The organism is Corynebacterium sp. ACRPJ, from assembly GCF_022347345.1.
GTDB lineage: Bacteria > Actinomycetota > Actinomycetes > Mycobacteriales > Mycobacteriaceae > Corynebacterium > Corynebacterium tuberculostearicum_D.
Genome location: NZ_JAKRNC010000006.1, coordinates 65,863 through 86,240 on the forward strand (window position 1 = coordinate 65,863; position 20,378 = coordinate 86,240).

At 62.2% G+C, this 20,378-nt stretch carries 19 protein-coding genes; 14 read left to right on the plus strand and 5 right to left on the minus strand.

Features of this window, described 5'->3' with window-relative positions:
• Positions 1 to 42: 42 nt before the first annotated feature.
• From MHY08_RS05635 to MHY08_RS05645, 3 genes are read left to right on the plus strand one after another with little or no spacing between them, the layout of a single operon-like run.
• On the plus strand, positions 43 to 1,122 hold the full coding sequence (locus MHY08_RS05635) for a hypothetical protein (RefSeq protein WP_239235771.1): 1,080 nt from the start codon (positions 43 to 45) through the stop codon (positions 1,120 to 1,122).
• On the plus strand, positions 1,109 to 2,287 hold the full coding sequence (locus tag MHY08_RS05640) for a beta-carotene 15,15'-monooxygenase (protein WP_239235773.1): 1,179 nt from the start codon (positions 1,109 to 1,111) through the stop codon (positions 2,285 to 2,287). Before MHY08_RS05635 ends, MHY08_RS05640 begins: the two co-directional genes overlap by 14 nt.
• A complete protein-coding gene (locus MHY08_RS05645; RefSeq protein WP_239235775.1) occupies positions 2,288 to 3,655 on the plus strand; it encodes a multicopper oxidase domain-containing protein in 1,368 nt (455 codons plus the stop codon).
• On the opposite strand, the gene MHY08_RS05650 is transcribed toward MHY08_RS05645, so the two are convergent.
• The 5 genes from MHY08_RS05650 to MHY08_RS05670 form a co-directional block, all read right to left on the minus strand.
• The gene (locus tag MHY08_RS05650; protein WP_239235777.1) at positions 3,645 to 4,469 is read right to left on the minus strand and encodes a molybdenum cofactor guanylyltransferase; all 825 of its coding nucleotides are present in this window, start codon (positions 4,467 to 4,469) and stop codon (positions 3,645 to 3,647) included. The two genes, MHY08_RS05645 and MHY08_RS05650, sit on opposite strands and share 11 nt — an antisense overlap.
• Positions 4,469 to 4,948, minus strand: coding sequence for a cyclic pyranopterin monophosphate synthase MoaC (gene moaC / locus MHY08_RS05655; protein WP_239235779.1), 480 nt, complete (start codon positions 4,946 to 4,948; stop codon positions 4,469 to 4,471). The genes MHY08_RS05650 and moaC overlap by 1 nt, the downstream gene beginning before the upstream one ends.
• 9 nt (positions 4,949 to 4,957) lie before the next feature.
• Positions 4,958 to 6,157: a molybdopterin molybdotransferase MoeA gene (locus MHY08_RS05660; protein ID WP_239235781.1), complete on the minus strand. Its 1,200-nt coding sequence runs from the start codon at positions 6,155 to 6,157 to the stop codon at positions 4,958 to 4,960.
• A 10-nt stretch (positions 6,158 to 6,167) separates the two neighbouring features.
• Positions 6,168 to 7,280 carry a GTP 3',8-cyclase MoaA gene (gene moaA / locus MHY08_RS05665; RefSeq protein ID WP_239235783.1) on the minus strand — a complete coding sequence of 371 codons (1,113 nt, stop codon included), beginning with the start codon at positions 7,278 to 7,280 and terminating at the stop codon, positions 6,168 to 6,170.
• 66 nt (positions 7,281 to 7,346) lie between these two features.
• Entirely contained in the window at positions 7,347 to 9,128 is a 1,782-nt protein-coding gene (locus MHY08_RS05670) for a long-chain fatty-acid--CoA ligase (RefSeq protein ID WP_200435187.1), read from the minus strand.
• 355 nt (positions 9,129 to 9,483) lie between these two features.
• Between MHY08_RS05670 and rho the strand changes: the two genes are divergently transcribed.
• From rho to atpA, 11 genes are all read left to right on the plus strand, one after another.
• Positions 9,484 to 11,331 carry a transcription termination factor Rho gene (gene rho, locus MHY08_RS05675; RefSeq protein WP_204609421.1) on the plus strand — a complete coding sequence of 616 codons (1,848 nt, stop codon included), beginning with the start codon at positions 9,484 to 9,486 and terminating at the stop codon, positions 11,329 to 11,331.
• Positions 11,324 to 12,400, plus strand: coding sequence for a peptide chain release factor 1 (gene prfA / locus MHY08_RS05680; protein ID WP_239235789.1), 1,077 nt, complete (start codon positions 11,324 to 11,326; stop codon positions 12,398 to 12,400). Before rho ends, prfA begins: the two co-directional genes overlap by 8 nt.
• 6 nt (positions 12,401 to 12,406) lie before the next feature.
• Complete coding sequence (prmC, locus tag MHY08_RS05685) at positions 12,407 to 13,243, plus strand: peptide chain release factor N(5)-glutamine methyltransferase (protein ID WP_239235790.1); 837 nt, start codon at positions 12,407 to 12,409, stop codon at positions 13,241 to 13,243.
• Positions 13,244 to 13,275: 32 nt separating this feature from the next.
• The gene (locus MHY08_RS05690) at positions 13,276 to 13,944 is read left to right on the plus strand and encodes an L-threonylcarbamoyladenylate synthase (RefSeq protein ID WP_239235791.1); all 669 of its coding nucleotides are present in this window, start codon (positions 13,276 to 13,278) and stop codon (positions 13,942 to 13,944) included.
• Between the two features lie 12 nt (positions 13,945 to 13,956).
• Positions 13,957 to 15,132, plus strand: coding sequence for a glycosyltransferase family 4 protein (locus tag MHY08_RS05695; protein ID WP_179386378.1), 1,176 nt, complete (start codon positions 13,957 to 13,959; stop codon positions 15,130 to 15,132).
• 73 nt (positions 15,133 to 15,205) lie between these two features.
• Positions 15,206 to 15,583 carry a hypothetical protein gene (locus MHY08_RS05700; protein WP_218840748.1) on the plus strand — a complete coding sequence of 126 codons (378 nt, stop codon included), beginning with the start codon at positions 15,206 to 15,208 and terminating at the stop codon, positions 15,581 to 15,583.
• Positions 15,584 to 16,041: 458 nt separating this feature from the next.
• Entirely contained in the window at positions 16,042 to 16,854 is an 813-nt protein-coding gene (gene atpB / locus MHY08_RS05705) for a F0F1 ATP synthase subunit A (protein ID WP_049361382.1), read from the plus strand.
• A gap of 103 nt (positions 16,855 to 16,957) precedes the next feature.
• Positions 16,958 to 17,200, plus strand: coding sequence for an ATP synthase F0 subunit C (locus MHY08_RS05710; protein ID WP_049361381.1), 243 nt, complete (start codon positions 16,958 to 16,960; stop codon positions 17,198 to 17,200).
• Between the two features lie 44 nt (positions 17,201 to 17,244).
• The gene (locus MHY08_RS05715; protein WP_179386381.1) at positions 17,245 to 17,817 is read left to right on the plus strand and encodes a F0F1 ATP synthase subunit B; all 573 of its coding nucleotides are present in this window, start codon (positions 17,245 to 17,247) and stop codon (positions 17,815 to 17,817) included.
• A 6-nt stretch (positions 17,818 to 17,823) separates the two neighbouring features.
• Positions 17,824 to 18,639, plus strand: coding sequence for a F0F1 ATP synthase subunit delta (locus MHY08_RS05720; protein ID WP_239235792.1), 816 nt, complete (start codon positions 17,824 to 17,826; stop codon positions 18,637 to 18,639).
• A gap of 60 nt (positions 18,640 to 18,699) precedes the next feature.
• Positions 18,700 to 20,340 carry a F0F1 ATP synthase subunit alpha gene (gene atpA, locus MHY08_RS05725; RefSeq protein ID WP_023021750.1) on the plus strand — a complete coding sequence of 547 codons (1,641 nt, stop codon included), beginning with the start codon at positions 18,700 to 18,702 and terminating at the stop codon, positions 20,338 to 20,340.
• Positions 20,341 to 20,378 lie beyond the last annotated feature (38 nt).

Genomic DNA, 20,378 nt, shown 5'->3' on the forward strand with positions numbered 1-20,378 from the left:
TGCGAGTTTCGCTCTGTTAGCAATATTAGTACGATAAAACCCGTGCAAAACAATAGCGTGGCGCATCGCCTCATCTTCCTCGCCTTCGCAGGACTGTCCCTGCTGGTAGGTCTGGTTGCGGGTGCCACCCTCTTGGGGCTGAACGTTACCCCGGGAGCGTCTTTCGCCGCCGACCACGGACCACTCATGGTCTTCGGCTTCGTGGGCGGAGCCATCGGCCTTGAGCGCACCGTTGCCGTGCGCACCTCCTGGGCGTGGGCCGGGCCCGTCTGCCACGTTGCCGGCGTGCTGGGCATTCTCGCCGGCCTGCCGCGGGCGGTCCCGGCCGTGTGTTTTGCCGCCAGCTTCCTTGTCCTTGGTTTCATTTACGCCACCATCTATCGCCGTCAGGCGAGCCTCGCGATCCTGGTGCAGGCAGCCGGAGTTATCGGGGGAATAGCAGCAGCTGCCCTGTGGGCCATGGGCCCGGGGTTCGCCGCGGCGATGCCGCTGTGCGTTCTCTATGCGGTGGCCACCATCATCGGCGAGCGCATGGAACTAGCGCGCGTCACCATGGCCGGAACCCGCGCCGAAAACCACCTCACCCTCTTGGTTCTGGGGCTGGCGGCGGCCAGCGTCATCTACGTGCTTGCCCCTGCGGTGGGCTATCGCGCGATGGGCTTGGTGCTCATCGCCATCGCTGCGGTCACCGCGCGGGTGGACGTGGCCAAGAATCTGGTGCGCTCGCAAGGCCTGCCGCGCTACTCGGCGGCGTGCATGTTGGCCGGCTACGGCTGGCTCGCCCTCGGCGGTTACCTCTGGCTGCTGCACGGACAGTCCACCGGCTTTGCCTATGACGCCTCAGTGCACGCCATCTTCTTGGGCTTTGTCATGTCCATGATCTTTGCCCACGCACCCATCATCTTCACCTCCGTTATCCGCCGCCGATTGCCGTACCACCCGGTGCTCTATGTGCCGGTGGCGCTCTTACATGGCGGCCTTGCGTTGCGCATCCTTGCCGATTGCGCCGAGCACACCACTGCCCTCCGCACCGGCGGGGTGGTTACGATAATCGCCGTGTTAGTTTTCCTCGCCTGCGGGATTGTCCTGACCGGAAAGGAGGCGCGCCGTGCGCATTCATGACGTGTCCCTAGCCGCGCGGGGCCGCTGGCATACCCTGAGCGGCGCCATTATTGGCCTGTGGATCCTTATTGGTCTCGGCCTACTCATCGCTGGCTCTTTGGGCGCTCCTGTGGTGTGGTGGGATATCATCCATCCCTTCACCATTGGTGCTCTGACCACGGCAATCATCGTCTTCTCCACCCATTTCACCGAGGCCTTGACCCGGACTGCGGGCGGGGACTATCGGGGCGTCGGCAGTCGCGTGGGCCTAGTGCAGCTCGGGCTTATCCTGCTGCTCATTGATAGGGCGGGGTATGACTGGGGCCCGCTTGCCGACGCCGCCTCTGCCCTCATCATCGCCGCCCTCACCTGGCACCTGTGGTTCATCGCGCGGCGCCTGCGCGGCTCATTGTCTGGTTCTTTTGCCGTGACCGTGCCTTTTTATATCGCGGCGTCCGTGTTCATGATTGCCTCCGTGGTGCTGGTCATCCTCAGCGGAAATGGGGTAGGCGAGTATTCCCTCCTCGTCGGCGCCCACTCGCGCGGCATGATCTGGGGCTTCGCGTGGCTTACCGTCATCGGCACGGTGGTCACGTTGCTCCCCACGCTATCGGCTACCGCGATTTCTCCCACCGCTCGCGCGCGGTGTACTCGCGCGCTCATCGTGCACTGCGTTGGCCTGTCCTTGGCGATGGCGCTGTACGCGGTGGGCCTTACCCGCGTCGCAGGCGTGGCCCAACTGCTCGTGGTCGTCGCGGCGGTGCTTATCATCCAGCCGGTGCTTGCCACCGTCATGGGGCGCTCGCCGCGGCTGACCACCGCCACCGTTGCCGTTATCGCCGGACTGCTGTGGATGCTGGCGCTGTGTGCTGGTGACGCCATTTCCGCAGCGGTGGGCGCCTACCCGCGCGCCATCACGCTGGTTTTGTTGCCCGCCTTCCTCGGCGCCGGCCTCTTGCAGTTGGTCACCGGTGTCCTTCACCACCTGCTTCCCATCCTTACCGGCGCACGCCCTAATACCACCGAGCGCACCGGCTACGCCCGCCTGTTGCTCATCAACTTAGGCGGACTGCTGACATTGCTGGGCGCTACCGTGGCCGGGCTTATCATGATGGGGATAGGCCTTGCCGCCAACGTCATCGCCGTCGGCCGAGCCATCTACCTTAAGAAAAGACTGGAGAGTTAAATGCTGAGCGTTTCTTCCTCACAACCTGCGGACAAACCCGCGCCGAAGGATTCATCGTGGGCCTCGTGGTTGCTCATCGGCATCGCGCTGGCAGCGGTCATCGCGCTCGCGGTGGTCAATTCCACCGGCAAGGGCTCGGAGTCTGCGGCACCGGTATCCTCTGGCGAAACGCAGACCATTGACGTGGGCGTAGACGGCATGGCCTTTACCCCCTCGTCCATCGATATCGACCCCGGCACCCACCTGGTGGTCAACTTCACCAACTCCGGCGACCAAGTCCACGATCTTAAGATTGGCGACGCCGAAACCGGCCGCGTTGACCCCGGTGAGACCGTCCAACTCGATGCCGGAGTCATCGACTCCTCCGAGGAAGGCTATTGCACCATCGCCGGCCACAAAATGCAGGGCATGACCTTCCAAGTCAACGTGGGAGACGGCGCCGCTGCAGGACATGACCATGCGGTGTCCTCAGCTAGCAATCCGCATGTGGACGTGCCCACCGCCGCCGAACTCGGCGCACAGCGCGACGACTTTTCTGCCTTCGACGCCACCTTGCAGCCGGCCGCTGAGACGAAGACGCACAAAGAGACCTGGACGATGACCGAGGAAGTCGTGGAGGTCGCCCCCGGCATCAAGCAGATGCGCTGGCTCTTCAACGGCCAAGCCCCTGGCCCCACCCTGCGCGGCAAGGTGGGCGATAGGTTCGAAATCACCATCAAGAACGAGGGCTCCATGGCCCACTCCATTGACTTCCACGCCGGCGAGGTCAACCCAGATAAGACCATGAAATCCATCCAGCCGGGCGAGGAATTGACCTACAAGTTCACCGCGAACCGCTCCGGCATCTGGATGTATCACTGCTCCACGATGCCCATGTCCCTTCACATCGCCAACGGCATGGCCGGCAACGTCATCATCGATCCGCCGGACCTCAAGCCCGTGGACGCGGAGTACAACTTCATGGCTACCGATGTCTTCCTAGGCGAGGAATCCACCGGCGCCGACGCCCAGCGCGTTGCCGACGGCCGCTTCGACCTCATGGCCTTTAATTACTACCCTGGCCAGTACGATGCAGAGCCCATCAAGGCCAAGGTAGGCGATACCGTCCGCCTGTGGTTGACCAACCTAGGCCCCGACCAGCCGTTGAGCTTCCACGTTGTGGGCGAGCAATTCGATACCGCCTACAAGGAAGGCGCTTACCTCATCAAGAATGAGGACTCGACCGGCTCGCAAGCCCTGGACCTCCTCCCGGCGCAAGGCGGATTCGTCGAGATGACCTTCAACGAGCCCGGTACCTATTCCTTTGTCAATCACATCATGACTAACGCCGAGAAGGGTCAGCACGGCAAGTTCATCGTTACCGAGTAGCCCTCCCGCCGTTCGACCCCTCCCGCTCCTCCCGCCCTTCGCGCTCACCAGCCACCGTTCGTGGACACGTTTCCTGCCCACCGTGAGCGCGAAGGGCGGGTTTCTGTGTTCGTCCACCCCTCGCGCTCACCGGGGCGGCGATTTCGCGTTTGCTGCGACTCCCAGTGAGCGCGAAGGGCGGGGAGGCGGAGACTTCTCCCTTGGCGCTCACGGGCGTAGGTGGAGGACTAACCAAGCGGCTGCCGGTGAGCGTGAAGGGCGGTGGGGGAGGCAAAGCAGGGACCTCGCGCAGCTCCGCACGGGTGTCGTAGTCGCGTTCAGCGCCGGTGCCGGGAATCTCGATGAAGTTGGCGGCACGGATGAGGCGTCGGACGGAGACGTTCCGGGTGGTGGGAAGACATTCGAGCTGAGCGTGGAGCGCGGGAGCACGCCAGAGGGAACACAGCGGCTGGAGGTAGCCGTCGGCGGCGCGGGTGAATACGGCATCGGCCGAGGAGGAGACGAGGGCCGAGTGCAGGCGGGGAAGCAGTAGCGGCGAATCGGGGGCATCCACGGCGAAGAGGGCGAGCTCGGAGCAGTGGGATAACGCCTGGGCGCCGGCTGCGATGCCGGCGACGGGACCACCGTAGAGCGGTGACTCGCACACCTGGGGCACGCCGAGGCGATGCGGGGAGACGGCCACGGTCGGGGTGCCGTAGGGAAGCTGGGCGAGCAGGCGGTCGATAAAGCGCGTGCCGTGGGCGGAAAGGGAGGCCTTATCGGCGCCGCCCATGCGCCTGCCGTGGCCGCCGGCGAGGATGACCGCGCCGAGCATTAGGACTCCGGGAGGGTGCGGGACCAGTCGCCAGAGCGGCCGCCGGATTTCGCCACGATGCCGCAGCGGCGGATATACGCGGAGCGGTCCACGCCCTTGACCATGTCGATGATGGCGAGCGCAGAAACGTTCACGGCCGTCAGCGCCTCCATTTCCACGCCGGTGCGGTCGGCGGTGCGGACGGTGGCGGAGATGGACACGTGGTCGTCGGCAAGCGTGAGCTCTACCGTGCAGCCGTGCACGCCGATGGTATGTGCCAAGGGAAGTAGCTCGGGGACCTTCTTGGCGGCCGAGACTCCAGCAATGCGGGCTACCGCGAGGACATCGCCCTTGGGTACGGTGCCATCGCGCAGGGCGGCCATGACCTCGGGGGAACAGGCTACCTCGCCCTCAGCGGTGGCGGTGCGCACGGTGGGCTGCTTCTCGGTGACGTCGACCATGTAGGCGGCGCCGTCAGAGTTCAGGTGGGTAAATTCCATGGTTGCTCCTTAATACAGATAAACGGTGATGTCCTCGCCCATGGCCGGCGGCTCGGAGTCGATGAGGCAGAAGCCATTGGTGCCGGCCAGCGACACCACGCGGTGGCTGCCGTGGGGTAGGTGCGAGGTGATGGCGGGCGCTGCCTGAAAGTCTACGGTGACGGGAACAATGGTCGGCCGGCCGCGGGAGGCGGGAAGGGGAGACTCCACTCGAGCGTGCAGGTTGACCCGCTGGCGTGGCGCGGGGTGTCCGGACAGTGCGGCGATAAGTGGCCGGGCATAAAGCTGGAAATCGACGAAGGCTGCCACGGGATTGCCGGGCAAGCACAGCACCGGGGTGTCATTCCACAGGGAGTAGCCCTGCGGGGCACCCGGGCGCTGGTCGACGTGCCCAAACCACGCGGAATCCGTGCGCCCGAGTACGGTGTGCACGACGTCGAAGGCGCCGGCTGACACGCCACCTGAGGTGAGGATGAGGTCGTGGGACGGGGACAACTGATCGAGCGCAGCGGACAGCTCGGCGGGGTTGTCGCCCACGTGCACGTGCGTATCTGCGCCGGAGAGGGCAGCGAGCATCGGGCCATTGGAATCCGGTAGTTGGCCGGGGGCGAGCTCTACTGGGGAAGAGACGAGTTCTTCGCCGGAGGAGATGACCGCGATGCGTGGGCGGCGGTAGGCCGTAACGGTATATACGCCGGCGGAGGTGAGGGCGGCGATGACGGCGGCGTCGATAAGCGTGCCGGCGGTGGCGACTGGCGCGCCGGGCTGGATGTCCTCGCCGGCGGGGCGGATATGCGACTTGGTGGGGGCCTCCGTGATGGTGACCTCGTCCGGAAGTGCTACCGGGCCGGCCGGGGTGGTGGTGTTTTCCACGGGAATGACGAGCATTCCTGCGGTATCGGCCACCGGGGCGCCGGTCATGATGCGAACGGCGTGGCCGGCGGGCACAGCGATGGGAGCCGCCCCGGCCGGTACATCGCCGGCGACGGGGAGGGTCCATGGCGCGGAGGAGGAAATATCCGCGGCATGGACGAGGAAGCCATCCATCGCCGAATTGGCATGGGGCGGCACGGGGAAGCGCGCGGTGGCGTCGGCGGCGAGGACGCGGCCGACGAGGGAGGCGTCGACGGGCGCGGACTCGGCCGGCGGCGTGGAAGCCAGCGCGAGTACGGCATCGAGGTGCGCGGAGATGCTGCGGGGCGTGGACATAAGACTCAGGTTAGCCGCCGATGGCGGACATCGGGCGGTCTGGTTGGAGAAAGCCCTCGTCATCAATGCCATGACCGGGCTTTTTGGTCCACATTTCCCCGGCCCAAGCCTCCATGATGTCCTCATCGCTCGCGCCGGAGCGCAGCAGGTCTCGCAGTGGGGTTTCGGAATTGCCAAAGAGGCAATTGCGGATGGCGCCATCGGTAGTAAGGCGGGTGCGGTCGCAATCGCCGCAGAAGGGGTGGGTGACCGAGGCAATGATGCCTAGCGTGCCGCGCGTGCCATCCGGAGCGCTGACCTCCCACAGAGCGGCGGGGGCGGAACCGCGAGGTTCGCGTGCCGGCGCCATGGAAAAGTGGGTGCGCAGGCGGGCGAGGATATCTTCGGCCGTGACCATGTCCTCGCGGCGCCACTGCTCGCGGGGACCCAGCGGCATCTGCTCGATGAAACGGAGCTGGGCGCCGTGGTGGACGGCATAGTCCGCCAGCGGAACGATGTCTTCTTCGTTGACCCCGGGCATGACCACGGCGTTGATCTTGATGGGATGCAGGCCCGCGGCATCCGCGGCGCCGATGGCCTGCAACACGTGGTCGAGCCGGTCGCGGCGGGTGAGTGCGGCGTAGCGCTCGCGGTCGATGGTGTCGAGCGAGATATTGATGCGGTCGAGCCCGGCCGCGGCGAGGGCGCCGGCGCGCTTTTCTAGGCCAAGCCCGTTGGTGGTCAGCGCGGTGGACGGGGAGCGGCCCTGGTCGGTGCGCAGCTCCTTGGTCGCGGCAATAATTTTCTCCAGCGACTTGCGCAGCAGGGGTTCGCCGCCGGTAAAGCGCACTTGGCGGATGCCTAGCTTGCCGACGCCTATCCGGATCAGCCGGATAGTTTCCTCATCGCTCAAGGTTTGCTCTGTGGGCATCCACTCCAAGCCTTCGGCCGGCATGCAATAGGTGCAGCGCAGGTTGCAGCGATCCGTGAGCGAGACGCGCAGGTCACGGGCCTGGCGTCCATAGCGATCCAACAGTGCGCGCGTGCCATCAGCGGCCGGTGTAGGCAGATCCGCCGGCGGTTTCGCTCGGCCCACGGTAGGCAGGGGCAGGGAAACCACGGGCTGCTGGGAGGAAGGGGTCATTGGTGCCAGTCTAAGAGAGGGGACGAGGTACACCAAGCTGCTACGGCGACTGACGCCAATTTATTCCTAGTTTTCCCGGCTTAAATCGGCGGCGTTGGTGGCATCGAGGCGCTGGGATTCACCCGGTCCTTTGAGCCGGATGATGTTGTACTCGCCCTCTGCCAGGTGGGCGCGCAAATCTTTCTTATCGAACTTGCCCACGGATGTCTTATCGATGGACTTCACAAAGGTCCAATACTCCGGCAGCATCCAGCTTGGCAGCTCCTTGCGCATGCTGGCGCGCAGGCGCTCCGCGGTCTCGATGGTGGGCGAGGCGCCCTCGGCCAATACTGTGACGGCGAGTGGGCGCTCGACCCATTGCTTATCGGGATAGCCAATCACGGCGGCCTCGACGACAAGCTCGTCAGACATGATGAGGTTTTCTAGCTGCACGGAATAGATCCATTCGCCGCCGGAGCGAATGACATCGCGGGCGCGGTCCTCCACGGTAAGGAAGCCATCCTTGGTCACAGAGCCGACGTCGCCAGTGCGCAGCCAGCCATCGGCGGTGAACTTATCCTCCGCGGCCTCGACTTGTCTGCCGCGGAATTCGGAGGCGATTTCGCCCGGCTCAGCGGTGGGCGAGTGGTAGTAGGAACCGGTGACCAGGTTGCCGCGCACCTGCAGCTCGCCGGCATTGCGGTCGGTGCGAGCGACGACTTGCCCATCATTGACCACGCGGTATTCCAGCGAGGCGGGGATGCGGCCCTGGGACACGCGGTAGGCCCAGCGGGTATCGCCGGAGGCGCCCTGGGGCGGGCGGGCAACGCTGCCTACGGTGGAGGTTTCCACCATGCCCCACACGTGGACCACATCGACGCCGTAGCGCTCCTCCCACATCTTGATCAGCGTCGGCGGGACGGGGGAGCCGCCGGCGTAGATCTCGGTGAGCGTCATGCGCTCTGGTGGATGGTGCATGTAGTGGACAAAGAGCTGGATCCAGATGGTGGGCACGCCGTGTGCCACGCGCGGAGAGGTAGCGGCGATGGCCTTGGCTAGGGTGGGGGCGGACACGTCGGCGTCGGGAAGCACCAGCGGGGTGCCCGTCATGAAGCAGGTGAAGGGAACGCCCCAGCTGAGCACGTGGCAGATAGGAATGCAGCACAGGAAGGTCTCGCCGTGGGTAATACACAGCGAGTCCGAGGAACGCAGCTGCATGGCCTCCAGGTAGAGGGACCGGTGCGAATACAGCACTCCCTTGGGAGCGCCCGTGGTGCCCGTGGAATAGCACAGCGCCGCGGCCGTGCGCTCATCTAGTTCGGGCCAGTCATAGACGGTTGAGCGGCCGTCGATAAGAGCCTCATAGGAATACACCTCAACCCCGCGGGGGAAAAGGTGGGCAAATTGCTGCGCTGGTTGGGCGCCGGTGATGATGACGCTTCCCACGGAGTTGGTGCCCACGAGCACCTTGCCTAGCTGCTGCGCCAGGCGGGGATCGCACACGATGGCGGAGATTTCCGCATGGTTAATAATGTGGCGAATCTGGTCATTCATCAGCTGCTTATTCAGCGGGGCAAAAATCGCGCCCTTGCAGGCGGTGCCGAACATTACCTCTAAGTGCTCGGCGCAATTCCACATAAAGCTGCCCACGCGCTCATCGCTGGTGATACCCAATTCATCGTGAATGGCGTGGGCGAACGCGGCGGCGCGGGCGGCGATATCGCGGAAGGTAACTTCCTCGGCCGGATCGAATTCCGAGCCGGTGCCCTCACCGTGCCAGGTGGTAACCGTGGTGTCCCCGTGTACCGAGGCACCGTATTCCAAAATGCGGGTCAGGGAGAGGGGGATATCCATCATCGTGGAAAGCATGCCTCTACTGTAGCGGTGTCATGGTGCGGGCGTTGCGCCCTATGCGTTATACTTGTTCGCGACTGGTAGGAAACCGGAAAGTTTTAGCTCCCCTTTCCTATGCATTCGGGCCCAGAGAAGTATTTTTGCCCGCAGTCGTTTCTTGATTTCTTCCGGTTCGCGCACTAGCTGTGCGAAGGCTCCTCGAGGACACGGAAGAGGCCTCATACTTATTGCCCGGCAGGACGCACATGCGCCTTGGCACGAGGGCGAGAAGTCCTAGAAAAATACACATTGGCTTCCAGTGCAACGCCGCGAGCATAGGCTGCGGCGGCTCCCGCATAATCGGACCTGGTCAAGCAACGAAAGGATATCCGTGAGCGAAACGGACAACACCGCAGCACAGGATCTTGCATCCCTGAAGCTGCCGGAATTGCGCAAAATGGCCGCAGAGCGCGGCCTACGTGGTGTCTCTGCCCTGCGCAAGGGGGATCTCATCACCGCCATCAAGACCGGACAGGTTCCGCCCAAGGCCAAGGCCAAGGTGGAAAAGGCCGCTCAGGTAGAAAAGGCGGACAAGGCAGAGAAGCCTGAGAAGGCAGATAAGCCGCGCAATAAGGCGCAGGATGAAGCGCCGCACAAGGCGGAAAAGCAGGAAGAATCCAGCGAGAAGAAGGATAATCGCCAGCAGGGCTCTGGTGAGGAGCAGCGCTATGAGTCGCGCTCCCAGGCCCGCCGCGCTCGCCGCAACCGCGCCCGCCGCCAAGAGCGTCAGGAGCGCCAGGAACGCCAAGAGCGCGAGGAGCGCAACCGCAACGAGGAGCAGGGCGGCACTAAGGACAGCCGCGACAAAAACTCCCAGGACGGCTCCGATAGTCAGGGCGAGAAGAATGACCGCGGCGATAATAAGCAGCGCGGCAACCGCCATGAGGACAACAATAACCACGAGCGCGGCAACCGCCGTGGGCGCCGCAACCGCCGCAACCGCCGCGGCCGCGGAAATAACAATGACAATAACGGCGGCAACGATTTGCAGGTCCGCGAGGGCGATGAGCTGCAAGCCGTCGGCGGCATCTTGGACGTCGTAGACAATAATGTCGCCTTCCTGCGCACCACGGGCTACCGTGCCGCGGCTTCCGACGTCTTTGTGAACAACGGCATCGTCCGCCGCCTGGGCTTGCGCTCTGGTGACGCTATCACCGGCCAGGTCAAGGTCTCCGGCCCGACGCATACGCACGGCAATGGCCGCAACCGCCGCAAGTACAACCAGCTGGTACAGGTCGATACCGTCAACGGCATCGATCCGGAAGGCGCAAAGCAGCGCCCGCACTTTAATAAGCTCACCCCGCTGTACCCGAATAAGCGCTTGCGTTTGGAAACGGATCCGAAGATCCTCACCACCCGCGTCATTGACCTCATCATGCCGATTGGTAAGGGCCAGCGCGCGCTTATTGTCTCCCCGCCAAAGGCCGGTAAGACGACGATTCTGCAGAATATCGCCAACGCGATTTCTACCAATAACCCGGAGTGCTACCTCATGGTCGTCCTCGTAGACGAGCGTCCTGAGGAAGTTACGGACATGCAGCGCTCCGTCAACGGTGAGGTAATTGCCTCCACCTTTGACCGCCCGCCATCAGAGCACACCTCCGTGGCGGAGCTGGCTATCGAGCGCGCCAAGCGCCTGGTGGAGCAGGGCAAGGACGTCGTGGTCCTGCTGGATTCCATTACCCGCCTGGGCCGCGCTTATAACAATTCTTCCCCGGCTTCTGGCCGCATTCTCTCCGGCGGTGTGGACTCCAATGCGCTCTACCCACCAAAGCGCTTCCTGGGTGCCGCCCGCAATATCGAAGAGGGCGGTTCGCTGACGATTATCGCCACCGCCATGGTGGAGACCGGCTCTACCGGCGATACAGTCATCTTCGAGGAATTCAAGGGCACGGGCAACGCCGAGCTGAAGCTGGATCGTGGCATCTCCGAGCGCCGCGTCTTCCCGGCCGTGGATGTCAACCCGTCCGGCACCCGTAAGGACGAGCTGCTGCTCGTTCCAGAGGAGGCACGCATCATGACCAAGCTGCGTCGCATCCTCTCCGCCCTGGATTCCCACCAGGCCATTGACCTGCTCATTAAGCAGCTGAAGAAGACCCGCTCCAATGGCGAGTTCTTGATGCAGGTGGCCTCCTCGGCCCCGATGGCTGCGGATAAGGATGAAGAAGATTATGTCTAATCAGGTTTCACTCGTTGATGACATCGTGTCCGAGTACCAGGGCATTGAGATGCAGATGGCCGATCCGGAAGTAGCCGGCGACCAGAAGCAATTCCGCAAGCTTTCCAAGCGCTACGCGGAACTGCGCCCCATCATCATGGTCAATGATGAGCTGACCCAGGCGCGCGAGGATCTCGCTGACGCCAAGGAGATGGCTTATGAGGACCATGACTTCCAGGAGGAAGCGGACCGCCTAGAAAAGTCCGTGGAGAGCTTGGAAGAAAAGCTCGCTGATCTGCTCGCGCCGCGTGATGAGCAGGATTCCGAGGACATCATTATGGAAATCAAGGCCGGCGCGGGCGGCGAAGAAGCAGCCCTCTTTGCCGGCGATCTGGCCCGCATGTACGAGCGCTATGCGGATAAGACGGGCTTTAATTGGGAGGTCTTGGGCCTCAATGAGTCCGATCTGGGCGGTGTGAAGGATATGACCATTTCCTTCCGTTCCAAGTCCCCGTCGCGCGATGGGGCATGGTCCGTATTCAAGTTTGAAGGCGGCGTGCACCGCGTGCAGCGCGTTCCGGTAACCGAGTCCCAGGGCCGCATTCAGACCTCTGCGGCCGGCGTGCTGGTCTACCCGGAGCCGGAAGAGGTCGAGTCCGTCAATATCGATGACAAGGATATTCGCGTCGACGTCTACCGCTCTTCCGGTAAGGGCGGACAGGGCGTTAACACCACCGACTCCGCGGTGCGTATTACCCACCTGCCCACCGGGCTTATCGTGACCTGCCAGAAGGAGCGTTCCCAGATTCAGAATAAGGCGCGTGCGCTGCAGGTTCTGCAGGCCCGCCTGGATCAGAGGGAGCGCGAGGCCCGCGAGGCCGAGGCTGGCGAGCAGCGCGCCTCCCAGGTGCGCACGATGGACCGTTCCGAGCGCATCCGCACCTATAACTGGCCGGAAAACCGCATCACGGACCACCGTATTGGTTATAAGGCCAATAACTTGGACTCCGTGTTGAACGGTGACATGAATGACCTTATTAAGGCCCTGCAGGATCAAGAGCGCGCCGAGCGCCTCGAGGCCGAGGGCTAAACCAGCGTGGATAACACGTATGGACAGGCGCTGCGCCGCGGGGTGCAGCGCCTTCGTGCTGCCGGGGTGGCCAGCCCTGAATGGGATGCACGCATCATGGCCGCGCACCTCATCCACTGCGGACACATGGATATCCCGCTCGATCAGGCTCCTATGCCCGGCTTCGACGTGGCCTTCGATGCGCTGCTGCGCCGCCGGGAGGCCCGCGAGCCTTTGCAGTACGTCCTTGGCAGCGCCTGGTTCGGCCCGCTGGAGCTCAAGGTGGGCCCGGGCGTGTTTATCCCGCGGCCGGAAACCGAGGTTATGGCGGACTGGGCGGTGCGCAATGCGGACGGCCCGCGGCTGGTAGATCTGTGCACCGGCACGGGCGCGCTAGCGCTCTACCTGCACCACTATCTGCCTGACGCGCTGGTGAAGGCAGTGGAGCTTGCCGACGCCGCCCTGGCCTACACCCAAGCCAATGCTCGTAATACCGGGGTAGAAGTCATCCAGGCTGATGCCACGGCCGACGATACTTTGGCGGAATGGAATGGGACCGTGGACCTGCTCGTGACTAACCCGCCCTACGTGCCAGAAACCCCGGATCTTGATCCGGAGGTCTATCACGACCCGCATAACGCGGTTTTTGCCGGAGCGGATGGGATGGGGGTCATTACCGGCCTTATCCCGACCATTGCGCGCCTTGTGCGCCCGGGCGGCAAGCTGGCCATCGAACACGACGACTCCACGAGCGAGGCCGTCCAAGCCGCATTGGCCCGCCACGGCGGCTTCGAACAGATCGCCGCGCTGCAGGATCTGACGGGAACGCCCCGCTTTGTCACTGCGGTGCGCGGAGTAGACTAAGACACCATTGAGGGCAAGAAGGGGAAAAGAATATGCAAGGAAAGATTTTTAACTGCGCCGATGATGCCGAGCGCGAAGAGGGCATGAACATTGCGGTCAAGGCTGCGCAATCCGGTCGCCTTGTGGTCATGCCCACCGATACGCTCTACGGCCTCGGTTGCGATGCCTTCGATAACGATGCTGTAGCCAACCTCTTGGCCACCAAGCATCGCGGCCCGGATATGCCGGTGCCGGTTTTGGTGGGTTCCTGGGATACCGTTCGCGGTCTGGTTGCTTCCTATACCGATACCGCGCGTGACTTGGTGGAGGCCTTCTGGCCCGGTGGCCTGTCCATCGTCGTCCCGCAAGCGCCGTCCCTGCCGTGGAACCTTGGCGATACCCGCGGCACCGTGATGTTGCGCATGCCTTTGCATCCCATCGCCATCGAGTTGCTGCGCGAGGTTGGCCCCATGGCAGTCTCCTCCGCCAATATTTCTGGCCATCAGCCACCAACCACGGCGCTTATGGCCAAGCAGCAGCTAGGTAAAGCCGTGACGGTTTACTTGGATGGGGGAGAGACGGCCGTCGGCAAGCCCTCGACCATCATTGACCTCTCCGGTGAGCGCCCATACCTCCTGCGCGAAGGCGCGCTTTCGGCCGAGGAAATCGGCGAGGTTATCGGCGTCGACGCGCAGACCCTGCGCACCCGCCCACAGGCTTAAGGGGGAATTCGCGTGAGCGGCAGTGGTGTCCCGCTGCGCGAGCTGGCCCTCGTCATCCTCGTTGCAGCAGCATTTACGTATCTCACCACCGGTGTGGTGCGCTCCTTTTTGGTGCGCACCGGCCGGGTGGCGGAGATTCGCCTGCGCGACGCCCACACGCAGCCCACCCCGCGCATGGGTGGGGTAGCCATGTTTACCGGCTTCGCGGCGGCGATATTCCTCGCGGCCCAGCTTCCAGCCTTGACTCGGGGCTTTATGCCCGTCACTCCGGAGATGAATGCGGTGTTGTGGGCGGCCCTGGCGCTCGTGCTTGTCGGAGTGGTCGATGACCTGGTGGAACTCAGTGCCATAGTGAAGCTTTTTGGCCAGCTCTTCGCGGCCACCTTGATGAGCGGGCTGGGGCTTACCTGGACGCTGCTTTTCATCCCCTTTGGCGGCGGCACCACGGTCGTCCTGGACCAATTGCAAAGCACCCTGCTTACCGCATTCTTTACCGTTCTGCTGATCAATGCCATCAACTTTGTCGACGGACTCGATGGCCTAGCGGCAGGCCTTGGCATGATTGCGGGCGGGGCAATTCTGGTCTTTTCCTTGACCGTTCTCCATGACCAGGGCGGTGCAGTCTCGGCCTACCCACCGGCCATCATCAGCGCTGCCTTGGTGGGAATGTGCGCTGGATTCTTGCCGCATAACTTCGAACCGTCGCGCATCTTCATGGGCGATTCTGGCTCGATGCTTATTGGTCTCTTGCTCGCTGCGGCCTCGACTTCCGCGTCTGGCAAGATCAACATGTCGCTTTACGGCACGGTGGACATTGTCGCTTTGATGTCTCCCATCATCGTGGTGGCCGCAGCGGTGTTTATTCCAGTCCTAGACCTTGTCTGGGCCGTCATTCGCCGTCTGTCCCAGGGCCGCTCACCGTTTTCTGCGGATAAGGCGCACATCCATCACCGCCTACTCTCGCTCGGCCATACCCACCGCCGGACCGTGCTGGTTCTTTACCTGTGGGTCTCCGCCGTAGCCTTCGGCGCGGTGTCCTTTTCCATCGTGCCCGCGCCGGTGGCCATTGGCGTCACCATCGTTGCCTTGCTCCTCGCGTTCGCGGCGACCCTCGTGCCTTTGCGCCAAGGAAAGATTGGGCCTGCCGCGCGAGAGACCGTCGTGGTGAAGGAATCTGAGCCCTCGTGAGGTAGGGTGTGTAGCCGTGAGTGAAGCACAAGCGACTACGCAACCCTCGGAATTTGATGACCACCGCCGTCCCATGCAAAGGGCGGTCAAGCTGGGTGGTCTTGCCCTGCTGGTTATCACGGTGGTCTCCTTAGCCGTCTGGGGCGGTATCAGTGGTCTCCCAGGCATTTGGGGAGTCCTGGTCGGTGCCGCTATCGGTGGCGGCTTCGTCTTGTTCACCGCTTTGTCGGTTTTGCTGACCGCCAATACCACTCCTGCCAACACCATGGCCGTGGTGCTGGGCGGTTGGCTACTTAAGGTCATCGTCTTGGTCATGGTGCTTCTCGTAATCCGGGATATGGATTTTTATGACACCGTGGCGCTGTTCGTAACCGTCATGCTGGCCCTTTTTGCCACCTTGGGTACGGAGGTGTGGGCTGTAGTAACCTCGCGCGTCACCTACGTCTCGTAGTAGGGAAGTGGCCTCTTAAAGGGCCCACCGCTTTTCTGGAAGGAAAGGTGGTGGGCCCTTTTGCTTTGCGTGCATGCAATCGTTTCTGTTGTGGTTACCCCCGTCAAGGTGGGGAAATAGGCAAGTGTGATGAACTCCACGTAGCAGGATTTAGGCAGAATGTGGCCTTTTTGTTGTGAATTTGTGGCGGAATTGAGCCCGCAGCGGTGAAACTAGGGGCGTTAGTGGTCCCCCACGTGCGAAAACTCTTGATCTAACTGATACGCTTTTCTTCGGGTTACCGCGGGCTAGCACAAAAGCTGGCTTTCGCAGCGGTGAATCCCTGTCTTGCGCACGCTGATGTGCGACGGAGTCCGTGTGTGAGGCAGAGAGTTTGAGACGTCCATCGCACCACACGGCCTTCGACAAGCTGTGTGGCCCGAACACGGGAGAGAACGCTGAGCGTTACAACATTGGCCATGAAGGGTAGCTTCCACGCACCCGAACTGGACCCAGAATTTTTCCCGGGGCACGTAACCGATGATGGCGGAGTCGTTGACCTCTGGTTGAGCGACTTTGCCAACGGTTGGTTCGCTTTGGATCGCATCATGCTCGTTCGCCTTCTGATGGCGGCCGTGCTGGTGCTCCTATTTGTTGTCGCCTTCAGGAACCCCAAGCTGGTTCCTAAAGGAATTCAAAACGTAGGCGAGCATGCGATTGACTTCGTGCGAGTTCAGATCGCAGAAGACATCTTGGGCAAGAAGGAAGGACGTCGCTTCCTTCCACTTTTGGCCTCTATCTTCTTTGCAGTTTTGTTCTGGAACCTCACAACTATTGTGCCGGGCCTGAACATTTCTCCGAACGCCCGTATCGGTATGCCAATCGTCTTGGCAGCTGTCGCGTATATCGCCATGATTTACGCCGGCGCTAAGCGCTATGGCTTTGGCAAGTTCATCAAGTCCTCGGTGGTTATTCCTAACCTGCCGCCGGCCTTGCACATTCTTGTCGTGCCGATTGAGGCATTCTCTACGTTTGTTATGCGCCCAGTCACCCTGGCTCTTCGTCTTATGGCGAACTTCCTGGCTGGTCACCTCATTTTGGTCCTGTTGTACTCGGCTACGAACTTCTTCTTCTTCCAGTTCAACGCCTGGACCGCAGTGGGTGGCTTGACCCTGGTCGCAGCGGTTCTGTTCACGCTTTACGAGCTTATCGTCATCTTCTTGCAGGCATACATCTTTGCCCTGCTGACGGCGGTATACATCGAATTGTCGTTGCATGCAGATTCGCACTAACAACAACGCGAACCTCGCGGTTAACTAAATACCCCAAAAGCAAACCAACACCGCCCCGCAGGACACTCCCGCGGGATATACATTGAAAGGGAACGACTTTCACATGAACGAGATCATCCTGGCTCAGGACGCAGCAACCACCTCCTTCGACGGCCTTCAGTCCCTCGGCTACGGCCTGGCCACCATCGGCCCGGGCCTGGGCATCGGCATCCTCGTTGGCAAGACCGTTGAGGGCATGGCACGCCAGCCTGAGATGGCCGGCCAGCTGCGTACCACCATGTTCCTGGGTATCGCCTTCGTTGAGGCACTTGCCCTCATCGGCCTCGTTGCAGGCTTCCTGTTCTAAAGAACGCTTTACACAAGTAAATCGAACTTTAAGAACGGAGACCCATGAACAACGTCATTTACTACCTTGCAGCAGAAGGAAGTGAGCACCTGCCGCTGGAGAGCGGCAACTCCATCCTCCTGCCCAAGATGTACGACTTGGTCTGGTCGATCATTCCGTTCGCCATCATCCTGATTGTGTTCTGGAAGTTTGTTCTTCCGGCGTACAACAAGATGCTGCAGGAGCGTGAAGACCGGATCGAGGGCGGCTTGAAGCGTGCCAAGGCCCAGCAGGCCGAGGCTAAGGCCGCTCTGGAAAAGTACAATGCTCAGCTGGCCGATGCCCGTGCAGAGGCAGCCGAGATCCGCGAGCAGGCGCGCGAGCGCGGTAAGCAGATTGAGGCCGAGGCTAAGACCAACGCGGAAGAAGAGTCCCGCCGCATCGTCGCCAATGGCGAGAAGCAGCTGGAGGCTTCCCGCTCGCAGGTTGTTACTGAGCTGCGTTCCGAAATGGGCCAGAACTCCATCAACCTGGCGGAGAAGATTCTGGGCGGCGAGCTTTCCGACGCCTCTAAGAAGTCCTCCACCATTGATGGCTTCTTGTCCGAGCTCGACTCTGTGGCACCGGCCGGAAAGTAGGCAACTATGAAGGCAGCTAGCCGCGAAGCACTCGCAACCTCGCAAACCCGCTTGGATGAGATCCTGGCAGGCGACAACAATGTCGCGACCGCCGCGCAGGCGGGCCTGGATATCTTCGAGGTTGTCGATGTCTTGGATGCAGACCGCGAATTGCGCGTCGCATTCACCGATATCGCCGCCCCGAGCGAGGCACGCAAGTCCCTGGCTGAGACCCTGTTTGGTTCCAAGATTTCCGATGGCGCATTGCGCATCATCCAGGAAGCTGCGGCCGTACAGTGGTCCACCCCGAAGGACTTTGTCAAGGGCTTGGTGTCCCTGGGTCGCCGCGCACTTTTGCGCGGTGCTGAGGCGCAGGGTCAGCTGGGCCAGGTAGAAGACGAGCTCTTCCGCCTGTCCCAGATCCTTGACCGTGAGGGCGAGCTCACCCAGCTGCTTTCCGACCGAACTGCTGATTCCGCCCGCAAGCGCGGATTGCTGGCAAACGTGCTCTACGGCAAGGTCACGATGTTTACTGAGGCCCTCGTGCTTCAGGCCATCTCCCGCCCAGAGCAGAACCCGACCGATGACGTAGCCGCTCTGGCTGATTCTGCAGCTGACCTGCAGGACCGCACCATTGCGCGCGTTACCGCGGCGGGTGAACTAAACGAAGGCCAGCAAGCAGTACTCGCTGAGAAGCTGGGCAAAATTTATGGTCGTGCGATGTCCATTCACTCTGAGGTTGACACCAGCCTCCTCGGTGGCATGCGCATCCGCGTCGGCGATGAAGTCATTGATGGCTCCACGGCAGGCAAGATTGCCCGCCTGCGTGCCCAGATGGCGTAGCCGAAACGACAGAAACGATTTAAGTAAGTGCTGGAAGATACTACCGAGAGCAGGAAGAACATGGCGGAGCTGACGATCTCCTCCGACGAGATCCGTAGTGCGATTGCGAACTACACCTCGAGCTACTCCGCGGAGGCCTCCCGTGAGGAGGTCGGCGTGGTCATTTCGGCAGCTGACGGTATTGCGCAGGTTTCTGGCCTGCCGTCCGTTATGGCGAATGAGCTGCTCGAGTTCCCAGGCGGCGTGATTGGCGTCGCACAGAACCTTGACACTAACTCCATCGGTGTCGTGGTCCTGGGCAACTTCGAGTCCCTCAAGGAGGGCGACGAGGTTAAGAGGACCGGCGAGGTTCTCTCCATCCCAGTGGGCGAGGAATTCCTCGGCCGCGTAATTAACCCATTGGGTCAGCCGATTGACGGCATGGGCCCAATCAACGCTGAAGAGGAGCGTGTCCTCGAGCTGCAGGCACCATCCGTGCTGCAGCGCCAGCCGGTTGAAGAGCCAATGCAGACCGGCATTAAGGCTATCGACGCAATGACCCCGATCGGCCGCGGCCAGCGCCAGCTGGTCATCGGTGACCGTAAGACCGGTAAGACCGCGGTCTGCATCGATACCATTTTGAACCAGAAGGCTAACTGGGAGTCCGGCGACAAGGACAAGCAGGTACGCTGCATCTACGTCGCTATCGGCCAGAAGGGCTCGACCATCGCTGGCGTGCGCCGCACCCTTGAGGAGCACGGCGCACTGGATTACACCACCATCGTGGCCGCACCGGCTTCCGATTCCGCCGGCTTCAAGTGGCTGGCACCGTTCTCCGGTGCAGCGCTGGGTCAGCACTGGATGTACCAGGGCAACCACGTCCTGGTTATCTACGATGACCTGACCAAGCAGGCTGAGGCCTACCGTGCCATTTCCTTGCTGCTGCGCCGTCCGCCGGGACGCGAGGCATACCCAGGCGACGTGTTCTACCTGCACTCCCGCCTGCTGGAGCGTGCTGCAAAGCTTTCCGACGACATGGGTGCTGGCTCCATGACCGCCCTGCCGATCATCGAGACCAAGGCAAACGACGTCGGCGCCTTCATTCCGACCAACGTCATTTCCATTACTGACGGCCAGGTCTTCTTGGAGTCCGACCTGTTCAACCAGGGCGTTCGCCCGGCTATTAACGTCGGTGTTTCCGTCTCCCGTGTCGGTGGCGCTGCACAGACCAAGGGCATGAAGAAGGTCGCCGGTAACCTGCGTCTGGACCTGGCTTCCTACCGTGACCTGCAGGCCTTCGCGGCATTCGCATCTGACCTGGATGCTGCTTCCAAGGCTCAGCTGGAGCGCGGTTCCCGTCTGGTCGAGCTGCTCAAGCAGTCGGAGTCCTCCCCGCAGCCGGTGGAGTACCAGATGGTGTCCATCTACCTCGCCGAGGCTGGCATCTTCGACGTCGTTCCCGTTGAAGACGTCCGCCGCTTCGAGGACGAGGTGCACGAGTACCTCAATGCCAATACCCCAGAGGTCTTTGAGCAGATTTCCGGCGGCAAGCCGTTGACCGATGAGTCCAAGGACGCATTGGTTGCGGCAGCTAAGGACTTCCAGCCGACCTTCCGCACCTCCGAGGGCCACAACTTGGGCTCCGAGGCGCCGGTAGAGCCTTTGGATGAAAGCGACGTAAAGAACACCGAGCTCAACGTCTCCCGTAAGACGGCTAAGTAGAGTTCAGAACTCACAACTAACCGTCTAGATTAAAGAAG

Coding starts and splice junctions, on each gene's coding strand:
- MHY08_RS05645 (WP_239235775.1), top strand. CDS start 2,288: ATGCTGAGCGTTTCTTCCTCACAACCTGCGGACAAACCCGCGCCGAAG.
- MHY08_RS05650 (WP_239235777.1), bottom strand. CDS start 4,469: ATGCTCGGCGCGGTCATCCTCGCCGGCGGCCACGGCAGGCGCATGGGC.
- moaC (WP_239235779.1), bottom strand. CDS start 4,948: ATGGAATTTACCCACCTGAACTCTGACGGCGCCGCCTACATGGTCGAC.
- MHY08_RS05660 (WP_239235781.1), bottom strand. CDS start 6,157: ATGTCCACGCCCCGCAGCATCTCCGCGCACCTCGATGCCGTACTCGCG.
- moaA (WP_239235783.1), bottom strand. CDS start 7,280: ATGACCCCTTCCTCCCAGCAGCCCGTGGTTTCCCTGCCCCTGCCTACC.
- MHY08_RS05670 (WP_200435187.1), bottom strand. CDS start 9,128: ATGCTTTCCACGATGATGGATATCCCCCTCTCCCTGACCCGCATTTTG.
- prfA (WP_239235789.1), top strand. CDS start 11,324: ATGTCTAATCAGGTTTCACTCGTTGATGACATCGTGTCCGAGTACCAG.
- MHY08_RS05690 (WP_239235791.1), top strand. CDS start 13,276: ATGCAAGGAAAGATTTTTAACTGCGCCGATGATGCCGAGCGCGAAGAG.
- MHY08_RS05700 (WP_218840748.1), top strand. CDS start 15,206: ATGCAAAGGGCGGTCAAGCTGGGTGGTCTTGCCCTGCTGGTTATCACG.
- atpB (WP_049361382.1), top strand. CDS start 16,042: ATGAAGGGTAGCTTCCACGCACCCGAACTGGACCCAGAATTTTTCCCG.
- MHY08_RS05710 (WP_049361381.1), top strand. CDS start 16,958: ATGAACGAGATCATCCTGGCTCAGGACGCAGCAACCACCTCCTTCGAC.
- MHY08_RS05715 (WP_179386381.1), top strand. CDS start 17,245: ATGAACAACGTCATTTACTACCTTGCAGCAGAAGGAAGTGAGCACCTG.
- MHY08_RS05720 (WP_239235792.1), top strand. CDS start 17,824: ATGAAGGCAGCTAGCCGCGAAGCACTCGCAACCTCGCAAACCCGCTTG.
- atpA (WP_023021750.1), top strand. CDS start 18,700: ATGGCGGAGCTGACGATCTCCTCCGACGAGATCCGTAGTGCGATTGCG.